General features: G+C 45.2%; 10 protein-coding genes and 2 tRNA genes. 4 read left to right on the top strand and 8 right to left on the bottom strand.

Annotated elements, in window-relative coordinates; all coding sequences use genetic code 11:
- Positions 1-3: 3 nt before the first annotated feature.
- Positions 4-2,502 (bottom strand): U32 family peptidase, encoded by a 2,499-nt coding sequence (locus BMX02_RS05060; protein WP_091689684.1) that lies wholly within the window; start codon positions 2,500-2,502, stop codon positions 4-6.
- A 74-nt stretch (positions 2,503-2,576) separates the two neighbouring features.
- Positions 2,577-4,289 carry a tetratricopeptide repeat protein gene (locus BMX02_RS05055; RefSeq protein WP_135643933.1) on the bottom strand — a complete coding sequence of 571 codons (1,713 nt, stop codon included), beginning with the start codon at positions 4,287-4,289 and terminating at the stop codon, positions 2,577-2,579.
- A gap of 200 nt (positions 4,290-4,489) precedes the next feature.
- Between BMX02_RS05055 and larB the strand changes: the two genes are divergently transcribed.
- The 3 genes from larB (at position 4,490) to BMX02_RS11825 (ending at position 7,412) form a co-directional block, all read left to right on the top strand.
- Positions 4,490-5,269: a nickel pincer cofactor biosynthesis protein LarB gene (gene larB / locus BMX02_RS05050; RefSeq protein ID WP_091689596.1), complete on the top strand. Its 780-nt coding sequence runs from the start codon at positions 4,490-4,492 to the stop codon at positions 5,267-5,269.
- Positions 5,270-5,285: 16 nt separating this feature from the next.
- Positions 5,286-6,476: a nickel pincer cofactor biosynthesis protein LarC gene (larC, locus tag BMX02_RS05045; RefSeq protein ID WP_091689595.1), complete on the top strand. Its 1,191-nt coding sequence runs from the start codon at positions 5,286-5,288 to the stop codon at positions 6,474-6,476.
- Positions 6,477-7,268: 792 nt separating this feature from the next.
- Entirely contained in the window at positions 7,269-7,412 is a 144-nt protein-coding gene (locus BMX02_RS11825) for a hypothetical protein (RefSeq protein ID WP_167879250.1), read from the top strand.
- Between the two features lie 128 nt (positions 7,413-7,540).
- On the opposite strand, the gene BMX02_RS05040 is transcribed toward BMX02_RS11825, so the two are convergent.
- The 4 genes from BMX02_RS05040 to BMX02_RS05025 all read right to left on the bottom strand — a co-directional run bounded on the left by BMX02_RS05040 (position 7,541) and on the right by BMX02_RS05025 (position 9,989).
- The gene (locus BMX02_RS05040) at positions 7,541-7,753 is read right to left on the bottom strand and encodes a DUF8180 domain-containing protein (protein ID WP_091689594.1); all 213 of its coding nucleotides are present in this window, start codon (positions 7,751-7,753) and stop codon (positions 7,541-7,543) included.
- A 25-nt stretch (positions 7,754-7,778) separates the two neighbouring features.
- Positions 7,779-9,011, bottom strand: a complete 1,233-nt coding sequence (locus BMX02_RS05035) for a 3-isopropylmalate dehydratase large subunit (RefSeq protein ID WP_280176507.1) — start codon at positions 9,009-9,011, stop codon at positions 7,779-7,781.
- A gap of 189 nt (positions 9,012-9,200) precedes the next feature.
- Entirely contained in the window at positions 9,201-9,572 is a 372-nt protein-coding gene (locus tag BMX02_RS05030; RefSeq protein WP_177165250.1) for an MreA family transcriptional regulator, read from the bottom strand.
- A gap of 340 nt (positions 9,573-9,912) precedes the next feature.
- Positions 9,913-9,989 (bottom strand) — tRNA-Ile (locus BMX02_RS05025).
- A 176-nt stretch (positions 9,990-10,165) separates the two neighbouring features.
- Here BMX02_RS05025 and BMX02_RS05020 point away from each other — a divergent pair.
- Positions 10,166-10,240: transfer RNA gene (locus BMX02_RS05020), tRNA-Ala, on the top strand.
- Between the two features lie 201 nt (positions 10,241-10,441).
- Here the strand turns inward: BMX02_RS05020 and BMX02_RS05015 are convergent.
- Together BMX02_RS05015 and BMX02_RS05010 are read right to left on the bottom strand one after the other, a co-directional pair.
- On the bottom strand, positions 10,442-11,464 hold the full coding sequence (locus BMX02_RS05015; RefSeq protein ID WP_342210515.1) for a Coenzyme F420 hydrogenase/dehydrogenase, beta subunit C-terminal domain: 1,023 nt from the start codon (positions 11,462-11,464) through the stop codon (positions 10,442-10,444).
- A gap of 179 nt (positions 11,465-11,643) precedes the next feature.
- Positions 11,644-16,248, bottom strand: coding sequence for a cobaltochelatase subunit CobN (locus BMX02_RS05010; RefSeq protein WP_091689591.1), 4,605 nt, complete (start codon positions 16,246-16,248; stop codon positions 11,644-11,646).
- Positions 16,249-16,333: the final 85 nt, after the last annotated feature.

The raw sequence follows: 16,333 nt of genomic DNA, 5'->3' as shown, positions 1-16,333 counted from the left end.
CTATCATATACCCTTAAAATAATGCCCTCTGGAAAACTTCACGCCTCTTCTGGGCCGAAGTTCTGCAGGCTTACCGTCAAGCATTCTTCGATATGCTGAAGTGATCTCTTTTACATCCCTCTTGCCATACAGGGACAGGTCCAGACGCATAACATCTGCACCGCATTTCTTCAGTTCATCAATTTTATCGAGCATGTCCAGCACTTTGGAATCGTAGATCAGCGTCCTTTCATCCACACGCTTTACCGGATATTCCACACTCTTTGAATCTACCATAAGCACTTCACTGCTGGCCGTAGCACTACCCTGCTCAAGCAAAGGCTTCAACAGGTCATGCTCTGTGATGAGCATCAGTTCTCTTCCATGCACAACTATTTCCAGCTGATGTTCCTTACCACGACAGGAGATGTCATCACAAGCATCACTGATCTCGTCAAGGTTCAGTTCGGTAGACAGTGTGACACGATATGCCCCGGCCCTGTAGAACTCATCTGCTGTGTAAGAATTGAAAGTATTGAACTCCTTTTGCACCACGAACGGCACTCCGACCTGTTTTGCAAGTTCCACCTGACCCAGAGTGTAGCAGGCAATGTGGAAACCGTCATCTTTTGCTTTTTCCATCAGCGGCAATAGCTCCATGAGCTCAGCCTCATGGCTTATGCGTGGTGCCATGAGAACGATCTCAGAATTGCTTCTGGCAGCCTCCAGTCTGTCGGCATTCTCTTCCAGCATCAGCTCGTGGAACTTCCTGATAGGCAGGTAGAGTATGTCCGCACCCATGTCCACAGCATCGAAAAAAGTGCCTGCATTCTTTACTTCTACGCTCAGAAGTGGAGTTTGCTTTTCATCCTTGGAGCTACTATCCTCACATCCCCCGTCTGTGCAGAAGTATGATATCTCTGATAATTGCGGATGTTTTTCTTCCTCCCTGTATTGTGCAAGGACCTTTTCAAGCAACTTTTCAGCAGCTTCCCTCCTCGCACCTGAAAGCACCCCAATAGGAATGAAGATGTTTCCATTGATCTTCAGATCCACCGAAGATGCCGAAAATGAAGTATCTCCTAATTTTTCCATTGCTGAAACGATCTGTTCCTCAGAAATCGGGGCTTTCTTGGCTTCCTGAACCTCAAACTCATCAATGACATCAACGCTCATTTCACCGGAGGTCATACTGACCTTTAATCGTTCACCAACCTCAGCAATCACTTCGATACTTACAGGAAGTCCCTTTGTCTTCGTTCGCTGAAGGCTTTCCAGAAGCTTCTGATCGGTTGTAAGATAGACCTCATTACCCCTGGCAACAGCTTTCCCGGTCTTAGAGCTGATCTCAATAATGACCTTCTCGCCTTTCTTCGCGGTATTTATTTCATTCTCGTTTGCATCCAGAAGCTTGTTGATCGCAGAACCCAGCACACCTGCCTTTGTGTGTATACCTACACCATCCTTTACCTGGACATCTTCCTTCAAGGTCAGGGTTAAACTGGTAGTATACTTGTAAGTCTCAATCTCCTTGATCTTTCCGAGGTAAACACCATAACTTGAACTGTATTTAGAATGAACGACATCCCTTTCGCCAAGAACGAATCCCTTTGTAAATCCCCGGTAGAAAAGTTGTGCAAGGTCCTTTTCGAACGCCTCGATCTCGGCCTCCTCAAGCTTTTCCCCATTACATATCGCTTCGACTGCCCGCTTGTACACACTTGCACTTTCGGTCACATATTCCGGTTTCTTCATCCTCCCTTCGATCTTAAGGCTTCGAAGACCTGTACCAACGATCTCATCGAGTTCCGAAAGTGTGCACAGTTCAGCACAGCTTATCGGGAACCTGCCTACACCTTTAACATTGACATTACGACCGTTCACAACGAAGTTATATGGCCTTCTGCAGGGCTGTGCACAGGCTCCGCGGTTAGCACTCCTGTCACTCATGAAACTGCTGAAAAGACACTTCCCAGAATAAGAATAGCAAAGAGCACCATGTACGAAGATCTCGATCTCGGTATCGGAATGCCCCACGATGTCAGTAAGTTCCTTCACCGTGAGTTCACGTGAAACAATAACACGAACTGCCCCTTCGTTTGCAATAAAGTCAACACCTTTCATGCTGTGGACGGTCATTTGTGTACTTGCATGAAGCGCCAGATCAGGATAGGTCTCATGAAGGATCCGCAGAAGACCGAGGTCCTGCAGGATAATAGCATCCACACCAAAAGAATAGGCTTTGTCCACCACATCCAGAGCATGCTGAAGCTCCTTCTGCTTGATAGGTATGTTCAATGCCAGAAATGCTTTTACACCATGGGAATGCAGCATATCAATAGTATCTTCAAGGTCTTCCATGGAGAAGTTCTTCGCACCTTTTCTTGCATTAAGGTCTGTCACACCGAAATAGACCGCATCTGCACCACCCTTGATAGCACCTATCAACGCGTCGATATCTCCTGCCGGGGCGAGGACTTCAGGAGGAACATCACAGACCTTTTTATCATTTTTTAATATCATCAGATCACATTCTTGTGGAAGGGGTCCACCCATACATTGAATGGACCTTTCATCTAATTAAGACACCCCCCTTATCAGATGTCTTCTAATAATTCCCTGGCACTCTCATGCATACGCAGGGAATCTTCCTCACGACCCATCTTCCCAAGCAAGGAAGCCAGATTGTCAAGTGTTCGGGATGCATGCTTCTTGTAACCGACCTTTTCAGGTTCGGATTTTAGCAGCCCTGCATAGATCTCAAGTGCGGATTCATAAATACGCTTTGCATCCTCATGCCGCTCCATGTCAGCAAGCAGCTTGGCAAGGTTGTTCAATGTAAGTGCAGCACCATATTCATATGCAGGATCATCAGGAATACGGTCGAATAGACCCATATAGCCTTCAAGGGATTCCTCGAACATAGTTTTTGCATCTCCAAAATACCCCTCCTGTGCTAACAGGGTACCAAGGTTGTTTTTAATGGAAGCAATTCCGAACTCATGCAAAAGAGGGGATTCTCCTGCCTTTATCAGCTCATCCCTGATGCCCAGTGACATATTGTAGCTCTGGCGGGCTTCGTCTGTCCTGCCTGCCTTCATCAGGAACCTGCCTTTATCATCATAAAGTGTTGCGATCTTTGTGCGATATGAAAGATCCGCAGGCACCATCCGGGAGAGCTTCTCATACATTGAGATCAGAACATTATGGTCCGCTTCCTTTTCCGATTCGGGAGAATCCATTACCAGCAAATTTTCCATATCAAGTAATATATTCCTGAATATATCCAAATAGATGCTGTTATTGGGTTCTTCCCCCAATAGCTTCAGGATCACAATAATGGACGTTTCATAAATGGAACGAGTATCATCGAGCATATTTTCGTCTGCACGCCTGGATGCAAGTTCTGCCAGCCCCATGAAGATATCGGAGACCTTTCTGGAAAAGGAGGGGTCATTATTTGTAGCTCTTGGTAGCAACTCCACCAGCTCATAAATGCGTTCTTTTGCTGGATCATATTCACCAATGGCCATAAGGGCATTAACAAGCTTCTCAAGGAGTTCCAGCGACTGCTCATGTAAGATGCTGTTTGAAGGATCATCCTTCATGAGCCCTGAATAACCATCGAATGCATGTTCCAGATTCAGCCTTGCATTCTGCATAAGCCCCATCTCATAGAGAAGATTAGCCAGATTGGCCTGGATAGTCAGTGCCTTTGCGCTGTTCTCCCTGTTCAACGGATCGAGCACGACCATCTTGCCGGAAAGCTTCAGCGCTTTTTCGAACATCTCTTTTGCCTTATCATTGTGGCCTTCATCTGCTAGGATCGTGGCAAGATCGTTCATCGCAGAGGCAGCACTTGAACAGTAAACATCGTTCTTGGGTTCTTTGGCAAGGAGTTTGTCGTAGGACACAACAGCTTTCTCAAAGAAAGGGATCGCTTTATGAATATCACCCTGCTCTGAGAGAAGGGAAGCTGTCTTGTTCATGGCCAGTGCCTTATGCTCCGCAAATGAAGGGTCTGAACCTGCCATATCCTCAAGCAGTTCAGATGCTTCTGCATACATGTCAATGGCTTTCCCTATCCTGCCATCTGACTCCATTATACCTCCGATCGCCTGCAGTACATTGACGAGCAGGTCCGGTGAACCGGTCCCCCTTGCATCAGTTTCTGCTTTCATCAAACACTCAAGGGCATCCTCCTGCTGACCATCATATAGGAGAGACATGCCTTTGTTGAAATTTCGAAGCGCCATATCTTTTGATCTTTTGGACATTATTGTAAACCTGTATTTGTACCTGATTTCCACCTGATTACCACAGGGATGCCCTGTCAATGCAAAGGTTAGAGGACATACCGAACAGTGATGTAATAATCACATTCATGGAATAAGAATGTTTTAACTTTTCGCTTTCTTCTGGCTACATCCTAGGCTTCTTATTGTTATAATTCTTTGCCTGAAAGGGACTTCTATTTATAAGGTTCATTCCATTATTATAAAGGTTGAATATGGAATTAAAGAAGATCTTACGTCAGGTAAAAGACAACAAGACAGACCTTGAGGTTGCAGAAAGCCAGATACGATCAATGGGCTATGTGCAAATATCGGATATCGCCAAACTCGACACATTCCGCAAATGTCGAACCGGTGTAATGGAAGCTATATTAGCCGAAGGAAAGGAAGCCGATGATATAGTAGAGATAGCAAAGGCACAGGTCGATGCTACAGGAAGAGTACTCATTACACGCCTTGACGAAGACAAGGTCACTGCTTTAAAAAGATCTTTCGGAAATGACAATATAGAATTGAGCAAGCATTCAAGAACAGCTGTTGTACACAACGGCACCCCTGCACCCAGAACAGGCGGCAGGGTTGTGATCATTTCAGCAGGGACCGCAGACATAACCGTTGCTGAGGAAGCCAGGATGGTCGCTTCTGAGATGGGATGTGAAACACTGTCCATTTACGATGTGGGTGTGGCCGGATTCCACAGGCTGATCTCAGAGATGGAAGATATCGAGGATCACAAACCGGACTCCATTGTTGTGGCTGCAGGAAGAGAAGGTACCCTGCCAACAGTTGTATCCAGCCTTGTCGATGTACCGGTCATAGGATTACCGGTATCCACTGGTTACGGTGCCGGTGCAAAAGGGGAAGCTGCATTGTTATCTATGTTACAATCCTGCTCGGTGATATCAGTTGTCAATATTGATGCAGGGTTCGTTGCCGGCGCATTTGCAGCAAGAATTGCAAACAAGGTAGCTGAGGCACGCAATTCCAATAATTAAAAGGGTTGTTGATGGAATGAGATCACTTATCTTTGAGCCGTTCTCAGGTGCATCCGGAGACATGATCGTTGGGGGGCTAATAGGACTTGGCGTGGATGAATCTGAACTTTGCGAGATCATTGAGTCGGTCGTAGATGTCACTGTTTCTGTGGGAACTGCAAATAAGTGCGGTATTGAAGCTACGGACGTTCACATCCAAACACATGATGATAAGAACAACAGAAAATATGCAGATCTTATCGATACCGTCAAAGCTGCAGCATTACCTGCTGAGGTCGAGAAAAGTGCTCTTGGTGTTTTCAGACTTATCGGAGAGACCGAATCCAGGGTACATGGAAAAACCCTCGAAGAGCTTCACTTCCATGAAGTAGGCCAGGATGATGCCCTTGCAGACGTAATTGGTTCCTGTTATGCCATCCATAAAATAAAAGCTGATCACATATTCTGCACCCCTGTCAACGTTGGTGGTGGCAATGTAAAAGCTGCCCATGGCACATTCCCGGTGCCTGCACCCGCCACTCTTGAGATACTAAAGGGAAGCGGGCTGGACATCTACAGCTCGGGTGAGCGGGAGCTACTTACACCCACGGGTGCAGCCATACTTGCATATTTTGCAGAACCTGTGGACAGGCTGCCTATGGGAAAGATACTTGAGACCGGGTACGGTGCAGGAGATGCTGATATAGAGATACCGAACGTTCTTCGTACAATGCTAATGGACGTCACCGGAGAGCTATCCCGCGATTCCATAGAAGTGCTTGAGACAAACGTGGACGATGTGACGGGAGAGGTCCTCGGAAACCTGTTCGACAAACTGATGGAAGCCGGAGCAAAAGATGTTGCCATCACACCCACTACCATGAAGAAAGGCCGTAGTGGTCATATAATCCAGGTGATAGCAAAGCCGGAGGACAGTACACGCATTGCAGGAGAACTTATGCGGCAGACCGGCACCCTGGGAGTACGCGTCATTCCCACAAAACACCGGTTCATAGCCGACCGCAGGATGGACAGTGCCACTATAGCAATTGCAGACAAGGAGTATAAGGTTGCTGTGAAGATCGCGCAGGACAAAAGCGGAGAGATCCTTCATATTTCTGCGGAATACGAAGACTGCCGCCGTGTCAGTGACATTACCGGGTTGCCTTTGAAAGAAGTTATGCGCCGCACAGAAGAGAGCGCATGGAAGAAATATAAGGACCTCTGAAGCAATAAAAATATTTTTAGAAACTTTCTGTCGAGTAAGCGAGGAATTATGCGGCAGGTCCATGCATGAGAAGAATAAAGGCGACAGATGCTTGTTTTTAACTTTTGAATTAAATTGCAATTGATTTTTTATTAAAACAAATCGACTTGTTTAATTTAAAAAGAGATTGCAACGACTACATCATCATAGAATATTATCTCGAAGAAAAACATGGAAAGTTATGTAAGCTTTTGATCTAGAGATCGTTTGACCAGATATCTTCAGGAAAAAATTGGAAATTTTGGATTTCCATATTAGATAAAAAAAAGTCTATTGATAACTATTTAGTTTATTCATAATAGCTGTGACTAATAGGTAAGGCGTTAAAATAGTTTATAATTAATTAAATTAGTAGATAATATGCATAATATTTTAACATAAGTTTTATTGATTGCGTTTTTTGAGTAAGCCAGCTGTCAAAAATAAGAGGAGATGTTTATCTATTTCTTGCAACTGTCAAAAAAATCCCAGACAATTAAGCCTACACTTATCGTTTTTTTAAACACCAATGTTTATAAGTACCAACTCTTAATTATAGAAATATTTATATTCAGGCAGATTTAGTCCAGTTTTTTTGTTTATAAAATAATTAATAAATAAAACCATATTTCAACTCGAAAAATAAGCGCATATATAAATAAAACAAATAACTATATATATTTGAAGATTAGTGTGTAATTGCCTACTGCAACAGGAGCAAAGGGCAAAATAAAGGAGTCAAATATTATTTTAAATTAAGAAGGAGAAACACTTATGGCAAATAAGATAGAAGTAAGAGTTGTATCAGCTTCGCCTTTCCCACATGCATTGCATGGTTTCAGGTTAAGCGACAGAACAGTTGAAGAACACAACGCACACTACGTTCTTGAAAGCTCCGCTCGGAAAGTAGCTGAGTGATAGTTGTTATTTAATTGTCAGGCATTGATATTCCATCGTGGCATATCATTGCCGCAATTTATCTTCCAAAAATCGATGGCTTTCCAATAAGCCGGCAATCAAACTAAAAATGTCGTCCGTGAGGAAATTTACTTCCTCACGACCTCTTTTGCCTGTTTTAAATGTTCAGTACATTCATCCATCTTTGTAGCAGCTGTGCGGATATGGCCTGCAACTTCCCCAAAACCAGCAGCTTCAAGCTTGACGATCCAGTCATTGAAACTTTTGCTGTGGCTTTCATTGTGCTCTATCCAGTGTCCCAGAAGATGCTCCAGTTTTCCTTCATCCAGTTCTTCTACCATTTCACTACCTCCACATAAATACTATTCAAACGGTCCTTGGATCGCTGATCTCACCGGTCAGCGCAGACGCTGCAGCTGTTACAGGGGATGCCAGATAGATCTGACCACCAGTACCCATCCTGCCTCTGAAATTGCGGTTTGCTGTAGAGATGCACACTTCACCTTCAGCGATAACACCCATGTGACCTCCAAGACATGGACCACATCCGGGAGTTCCAAGGGTCGCGCCTGCCTCTAATAATGTTTCAGCAGTTCCATTTCGAATAGCTTCGATCATTATAGAGCGTGATGCAGGAATAACGAGGGTCCTGACAGCCACTTTCTCACCTTTAAGGATATCAGCGGCAATTTCAAGGTCTTCGAGCCTTCCATTGGTGCATGTGCCGATGAACACCTGGTCCACCTTTGTGCCGGCAACTTCCATGACATCACATACATTGTCCACCTGATGAGGACGAGCAACCTGCGGCTCGAGGTTTGCTGCATCGATATCATATTCAGCGCAGTATTCAGCATCCTCATCGGCGTAGACAGGTTCATACTCTTCAACAGCCCTGCCTTCAAGGAAATCGAATGTCTTCTTATCAGGCGGTACGATACCGGCCTTACCACCCATTTCGATCGCCATGTTACACAGCGTCATCCTGCCGGATATTGAAAGATCTGTGATGGTGTCACCATAAAACTCTGCGGCCTTGTATGTAGCCCCGGCAGCACCCACTGTACCAATGGTCTTGAGGGTCACATCCTTGGCAAGCACATGCTTACCCAGTTTACCCCGGGCTGTCACCTTGATCGTCTCAGGAACCTTGAACCACAGCTTGCCTGCGGCAAATATCTCGGACATGTCAGTAGCTCCCACACCGGTCCCAAATGCCCCGAAAGCACCGTAAGTACATGAATGGGAATCTGCACCAACTACAAGCTTACCAGGCATTGCAAAGCCGTTCTCAGGAAGCACCTGATGGCAAATGCCTTCACCCACATCAAAGAAGTTGGGGATTCCCTGCTCTGCGATCCACTCCCTTATATCGTGATGCAATGCAGCAGTTGTTTCCGTGTTTGCCGGAGTGAGATGATCAAATGGAATTACAATACGTTTTGGGTCCCATACCTTTTCAAGGCCCATTTTTTTGAACGATCTTACTGCAAGCACACTGGTGCCATCATGAGCCATGGCATAGTCCACGTTCGCCATGATAAACTCGTTTGCTTTTGCTTCTTTTCCGCTTGCCCTGCTAAATATTTTCTCGCTTATGGTACTCAAAAGACTAACTCCTGTATCACTTGCTTACTGAATACTACAGTAAACAGATAAATATGTGTATCTGTCCACAGCTGCAAACAGGAGAAATAGGACAGATAATAGATCAAAAAACGATCTTGAAATAATTGACAATAGAATTACTTGATAAATAAATAGATAGAATGTAATTAGAAAAGAAGATCATGAAAGGCCTTTCAGCCTTTCAATGTTCTCCAGCATCATTTGATTCTCAGATATAACCTTCTGCTCTATGGTATCAATGATATCATCCATTGGAACAGTTAGAGTATACACTTTAATAGGTCTGCCCTTCCCCTGTTTCTTCTTTACTTCTTCGACCTCTACCCAGTTGTTCTTCTGAAGATAGGTCATGGCAATACTGACCTCTGGTTGCCTTAAACGTGACATCATCTCGACCTCACGGGAAGTTATCTTTTCAGCAGTTAATAAACAAGCAAGTGTCTTTGCCACAGGCTTTGAAACATTCAGTTTCTGAAGGAGCAAGACCATCTCGCTGTCTTCATCATCCACATAATATTCACCATTATTCATATGTCCACCATTATTCATATGTCCACCATTATAGTAGGTATTTTATAAAGGGGATATTATCTATTGGTTTATAAATTTTATGTTTTTCTTTTTATATTATATCGGTAACCTCACCCAGATCCAGATCACGCTTCTGGAGCGCGGTTCGAGATGTTTCGCTTCGCTCAACACCTCAAATACAGTATTACCAATGTCACGAGAAGGCAGAAACAACAATCAGCTATGGCTAATTGAAGGAACTAGTTGAATGTATGTAGTTTGAAAAGTCGTGAAAAACAATGAACTAATTTAGATAAAGTAGATAGAACAATAAATATAGAAATCTTCAGAAAAGTAATGATGGTGGGCCCGCTGAGATTCGAACTCAGGACCTTTCGGTTATCAGCCGAACGCTCCACCTAGCTAAGCTACGGGCCCAATGCGTATCTTGCACGATGTTGTTCATCGTACGAGCTACACAATACACATTCTAGTATATTAACATTTCGCGCATAGATGCCGTCATTATGAAAAAATAAATGGTGTGAGAAGAAACGCCAGCATTATACAGCGATAGCTTTATTTTAGATAATGGTAAGTATGGTTTAGATATTGGGCCGGTAGATCAGGGGAAGATCGCTACCTTGGCATGGTAGAGGCCTCGGGTTCAATTCCCGACCGGTCCACCAATATTGATTTCTTTTACTTTGAACTATTTCCACCAATGGATATTTTGAAAATATAACATGAAGTCAGGCTTGCTGCCTGCGATTTAAGGCATACATCTGTACCTTCTTCATCTTTGCAAGATTGACGGCACGGTCCATTTCCTTATTCTCAAGACGTCTGGCCTCGATGTAGCCATTGTCGATCGCTTCACAGAGTATCTCCTATCCAATCGATGAGCGCGCCAGGACAGTACTCCAGCCCTGCGGAGTTCCCACGCCCCCGAAGGAGATATCCGAATTCTCAGCAGCCATATCGGTACAGAACTTGCAGGAGGTAGACCTGTACCGGTCCAGTTCTGAGAGATCGTAGCTCTTTATACCGTCAGCTATGCCAAATTCAAAGACACCTTTACGGATCTTCATGGACTCGATGTCATTCAGGTCCATTCCATGTGTTTCCACAAATTCCCTTATACCCTCATGCTCGAAGCTATCCATACAAAAAAGGCCGAACTTCAGGACCTTTGCCCTCAGGAACAGATGAAGGAAGCCATATGGGCTCGTCTGCATCTTGTGAACAGCATCTATATTACAACTCGGCCCAACAAATGCAATGCTCCTCATACCCTGCTTGATGGCGCTCATCAGTGGTTCCATGGTCATGCTGTGAGAATAGATACTTCCTGCAGAATCAAAGAGTTCATCCGCGGTAGTTGCAATAAAAGGTTCAGCTTTCCAGGGGTCATCTTCCGACCTCCTTGTGACTATGGCACAATCCAGCAGGCCTTCCTCAAGCCCGTATGCAAGCAGTGAGGTGACAACACCGCCATCCTGCCCTTTAAAGCCGGGAATTGAAGACCTGGCAGCATATCCGAACCTGAGCTTCCCGACAAGGTCCTCTTCCCTTGTAACGGTTCTCGGGCACTGGTTATAGCAAACACCGCATGCCGTACATTTATCGATCAGTTTGGGCTGATTGCCCACAAAAGCTATGGATTCACAGGAAGAAACACAGGCACCACACAAAGTGCAAATGCCAAGGTTAATTATCTCTTTTTTGAGCTTACCAAAAGAGATCCTCTCACGCTCACCAATGTTACGCTTCAGGCGTATCACACTCTTTTCGAGCTGATCGAACTTATTCTTGCATTCCGCAGAACAAAAGTAGTACCTCTTCCCGCCATAATCCGTGACATAAGTACTGTTCTCAGTTACATGAGCTTTACAAATTGGATCCGTTATCATTTTGATCAACCCCAGAAGATCAGATAAGGAAGTAGTAAAAACTCATTCGTAATAAAACAAACTTTAATTATTTTTAATTATAATTGTTTTACGTGATGGTATTTGTGCAATAAAACAAATTAATGAGAAAAACAGAGAAATAAAAAAAAGAAAAGAACACCCGAATGGGTGTTCATGACTTAGAGTCGCCTTCTTCTAAATCCGATAGTTATGACAGCAACGGCTAACACTACCAACACACTGCCTAAAATATCAGCACCGGAGAAGGATGTAGACGACGAGGCTGAATCACTTGTTGTGGATTCTTTTGTCATTTCATACCCTTCAACATAGTTGTCTGGTGTGCTTTGCTGTGAAGCATCTGCTGGCTGGTCGGTTGTAGTTCCATATCCCCCATCATCACTGCTTGTGCTGGTGCTATTGACGATTGAAGCAGATGCAGTCGATCCGCTGCTGCTGCGTGTACTGGGCGCTGATGATTGAGCATTCCTCTGTGTGGCCTCTTCCATCAATCTGTTGTACTCATCGATGGTTTCCTGTGACACAACTCCGGGTACGGACATTATACCCTGTATGTACTCGTTAAGCAGAGCATTTCCACAGGTATGGTGACAGCACGTGACACCATCTTCAACCACAGACTCGGCGTATTCCCTCACAAGGTTCTGAAGTGTCTCATCCGATGCATCCCAGTATTCTTTCCTGTCAGTCTCTATCATTCTAGTGAGTATGGATTGATATTGATATGGATTCTCGGTTTTGAGGAACTCATCCACATCAAGATCATACTTATCCATAACATAGATGTCGTAGATCTCATTCCAATCAGAATCCGTGACCATGTCGGGTGTCATGACGTCCCAGCCCCACAGATTATCGGTAAATTTCATGAATTCTCTGGCGCCGGCGTAATCATATTCCATCATTCCGGATATCCATTTAGGATTGAAGTTCCGTGCACGCAATTCATTCCTGAACGCTTCGTTCAAGGTAATGATCCCTGGATCATCCACACTTGTCAGGTCGGCCACATACATTTCGGGATTCTCCCCTGTCAGCGACCTCACCGCAAGTCCAAGACCTCCGAGGTACTGATAGAAGTCATCATTATCGATGAGTCCGTACAGGTTTGAGGTATCACTGTGTACAGCTGCATCAACATCCATCAGGTTCATCCTGAACACGTCTTCATAGCTCTCACCCCACATGTCCTGCCCATAGATGTTGGACATGCGTGACATGTACAGGTCAGCAAGTTTGTCTTCACTGTCCCATGTCTCACTCGCAGTTACAACACCCGGAAGTCCGGTACCGTATGAACCCGGTGATTCACTGAATATCCTGGACTGTGAGATCGCCTGTGCCGTGGTGTTATTGTACCCACTGGCCAGAAGTGCGTCTTCCATCTTCAGGGAATTCCACCTGACATAGTTCGTTTGATTAGTCTCGTTGAGTGCTGCAACTGTTCGGACCGCCTCATCGATCAGCTCAAGCTGATACGGGAACGTATCCCTGTACAGTCCAGAAGGTGTAATGACCACATCGATCCTTGGATGTGTCATGTTCTCCAGAGAAATAACCTCAAAACCTGTGATCCTACCCCAGCTTCGTACAGGTTCGACACCAAGCAGAGAGTAGATCTGAGCTTCCATGAGTCCATGATGACGCATTGTCTCCACAGACCAGAGAACATAAGCCACCTTGTTCGGATAGGTGTTGTTGTGTGTGTCATAGTGCTGCTGCACCAGCTGGTCCGCAAGGGTCGCACCCATAGCTGTTGTTTCCACATCAGGGAACTTTCTCTGGTCGAAACTGTAGAAGTTCCTACCTGTTGGCAGAGCTTCCGGATTCCGTATCGGATCATTTCCTGGACCGGGCTCAATATATCCTGCATTGAGAGCATGCAATGTCTCATCGATCTCACGAGAGGTCTGGCTCAGGAATACAGAATATTCGATTGCCAGATTCAGATCTGCCGTGATGTTCACGTCGGTGAGGTTCAGCACATTTAACTGAGCAGTTGAAACATCCGTCCCATTGAGTAATGTGGCATTCAACAAATCATTGGCACGCTGTTCGGTTGCAACCTCCCAATCATCTTCATGTCCACTGACATAAGGAAAGAGATTTGTTATGTGATCAATGAAACCGCTGCGAAGCATTGATTTGACCATACAGACAAGTTTCTCATCCTGTGGTGCGACACCAAAGGTATGGAGTCCAAGAGGCATGAGCGTACCCTGCAGTTTATGCAGATAGTCATGGAGAGTGACTGAAATGAAGTTCGTATAATCATCTTCTGTCATTGCCCTGAGTTGATCAGGAGTTACACCAAGATCATTTTCCATTGAAAGATTTGTGTAAAGCCCGATCATACTATCGCGATAGAGTGCCATCATTGCAGTATTATTGGTACTCTTGGCCTCTTCATACCTATGTAGCTTGTCATGCATTGTTGCCAGTTCACCATACAGTCCTGCATTTGTTATTGCCGGAACCAGGTGGTCTATGATCACTGCATTGCCCCGGCGTTTGGCCTGAGTACCCTCACCAACATTGTCCATGATGTATGGATATACCACAGGTGTATCTGCCACCATGATGGATGGGTAATCATACTTCCACAGGCCAACCTCTTTGCCCGGCAGCCATTCCTGCGTGCCGTGCGTACCGAAATGGATCATGGCATCGGCATTATAGACATTGTTGATCCAGTAATAGGTCGCAAGATACTGGTGTGTAGGTGGCAGTTCCTTGTCGTGGTACATGGCTGATTCATCGGACAGGTCGCCTCTGGTCGGCTGTGGTATAAAGTTGATGTTCCCAAGCTGTACTGTGGGGATCACAAAGTTGTCTTCATACACCATGATGTTGCCTGGTGCTTCACCCCATCGTGCTTCAACCTCATCCCGAACGGACTGCGGCAGGGTGTTGTACCATGCAAGATATTCGTCCTTTGGTACCAGCGTGACATTGCCTGAGTTGACAACCTTCTCAAGTTCACCTGGCGCCCATGATCCAACATTCCTGCTCTCAATGAAACGATCGATGAACTCACTGCCATTTGGAATGGTACCGTTGCCTACATCGTAACCTGCTGTTCGCATCTGTTCAAGCAGCAATGTGAAACTGGAAGAGATGTCCAGGTAGCTGGCACCGATGTTGTTCTTGCCACCTTCATGGTTGTAGTAGATGATGGTCACCTTCTTATCGGCGTTGCTGGCATGACCAAGCTCTGCCCATGAGATCGCACGGTCACACATCCAGTCCAACTGGTACATCAGGGGTTCATAGTATTTCTGCTGGGTGACCGGGTCTGTAGCCCTACCAGCGATCCATATATAATCGATACATCCATCGATCTCGGGTTGGGTCACCTGGAAAGCGAGCGATGATGGGCTTACTCCGTGTACGCTGGCATTGTACTCATCAGGAGTATTGTAATAGTCAAGCACAGCTTTTATCACAGGAACATCGTAACCCTTCAGGTATTCCACACCTTCATCCTGATGGTAGTAGTTGAAATAGAACCCTTTCAGGGAGATTATGGAGTCCACAAGCACTGTACCATTGTTGGTGAAATATTCCACATCATCGCTACACACCTTCTTGGTGGTATAGATGACATTACATCCCTTTGATTCCAGATTCCTGATAATCTCATCATCGGTATTGAAATCGATGGATGTCTTTCCGATATTGCTGGAGGCGATTATACCGATGGTCGGTGCAGATGCATTGTATCCGTTGTCTGCGTACCAATCAAGGTATTCTGAACTGTTCTCGAAGATCCTCGGGAACGCATCTGGATGATAGATCCCATTGTTAGGAATCGATGGAGGTCCTGCTGGAGAGTACTCGATGTAGGCCTCTTCAAGAGTTGCCCCTATGCAGCGAATCCAGTTCTCCATGTTCGCATATCCACCATTGTAGAAGTAATCCTGCATGGCACTGTGGGGTGGGTTCTTCATATCGATGGTACTGATGTTATACACATCGTTCATGCCAAACATGCCGATCTGTGTACCACTAGCTTTTGCAGCAAGAAGTTCATCCTTGAACTCCGGAAGCGTATTGGCACCGATCATATACATCATGATAACGTCCTGGTCAGAAACATCTGTCAGGTTTGCTGCAGCCTCTTCACCATCCATTACAGTGACATCGAAACGGTCTGTGATCACACTTCTCTCTGACAGGACCTGAGAAAGATAGTACCTGCTGGCATCAGAGTTGATAATATAGGTGATCTTTTGTTTGGACTGCAGAATAACAGGTTCTGGAATGGTCTCGTTCGCCCATGCATCGCAGAACTCCTGTCCCATGAACTTGAGCATGGATTCCATGTTGGTGTCGCCACCCTGTACCCAGTACCGTTCGATGTCGGTGTAATCATTTGAATACAGGTCTACATTGGCCACAGCGGATGAGAGATTATATCCTATCACCTCACTGCCATTGTCCTTTGCAGTGGTCAGATTAGACGTCAAGTTCGCTTGCCAGTCGTTGACAACACTCTCCGACTGTGATTCGATGAATATAACAGAATAATTCGAGAAATTGAATCCTGCCGGAACGATTTCGGTACTGTTGAAGATCGTTACGGTCAGGTTGGATGTGATGTTAGAGTGCGAAGACATAGTTGTTAACGATGCTTCATTCACATCCGTGCCCAGCACAAACATTACATTCGTTTGGTTTTCATCTGCCGATACCACTGGCATTGAAACTGCCAGCAAAATCAATACACTTAATAGTAATAATTGATGTTTTATATTTCGCATGTTATCCACCCGATAATATGTAAGACATCCCGGCACTTTGCTTGGAGGCTGTTCCGGGATGTCTCAAACTTTCATTATCTACACA

Source organism: Methanococcoides vulcani (genome assembly GCF_900111645.1).
GTDB lineage: Archaea > Halobacteriota > Methanosarcinia > Methanosarcinales > Methanosarcinaceae > Methanococcoides > Methanococcoides vulcani.
This window is presented reverse-complemented; position numbering and strand designations above follow the sequence as displayed.

Bases quoted from the DNA above. Each gene is read 5' to 3' on its own strand.
- BMX02_RS05060 (WP_091689684.1), bottom strand. From the start codon at position 2,502: ATGATATTAAAAAATGATAAAAAGGTCTGTGATGTTCCTCCTGAAGTC.
- larB (WP_091689596.1), top strand. From the start codon at position 4,490: ATGGAATTAAAGAAGATCTTACGTCAGGTAAAAGACAACAAGACAGAC.
- larC (WP_091689595.1), top strand. From the start codon at position 5,286: ATGAGATCACTTATCTTTGAGCCGTTCTCAGGTGCATCCGGAGACATG.
- BMX02_RS11825 (WP_167879250.1), top strand. From the start codon at position 7,269: ATGGCAAATAAGATAGAAGTAAGAGTTGTATCAGCTTCGCCTTTCCCA.
- BMX02_RS05040 (WP_091689594.1), bottom strand. From the start codon at position 7,753: ATGGTAGAAGAACTGGATGAAGGAAAACTGGAGCATCTTCTGGGACAC.
- BMX02_RS05030 (WP_177165250.1), bottom strand. From the start codon at position 9,572: ATGAATAATGGTGAATATTATGTGGATGATGAAGACAGCGAGATGGTC.
- BMX02_RS05015 (WP_342210515.1), bottom strand. From the start codon at position 11,464: ATGATAACGGATCCAATTTGTAAAGCTCATGTAACTGAGAACAGTACT.
- BMX02_RS05010 (WP_091689591.1), bottom strand. From the start codon at position 16,248: ATGCGAAATATAAAACATCAATTATTACTATTAAGTGTATTGATTTTG.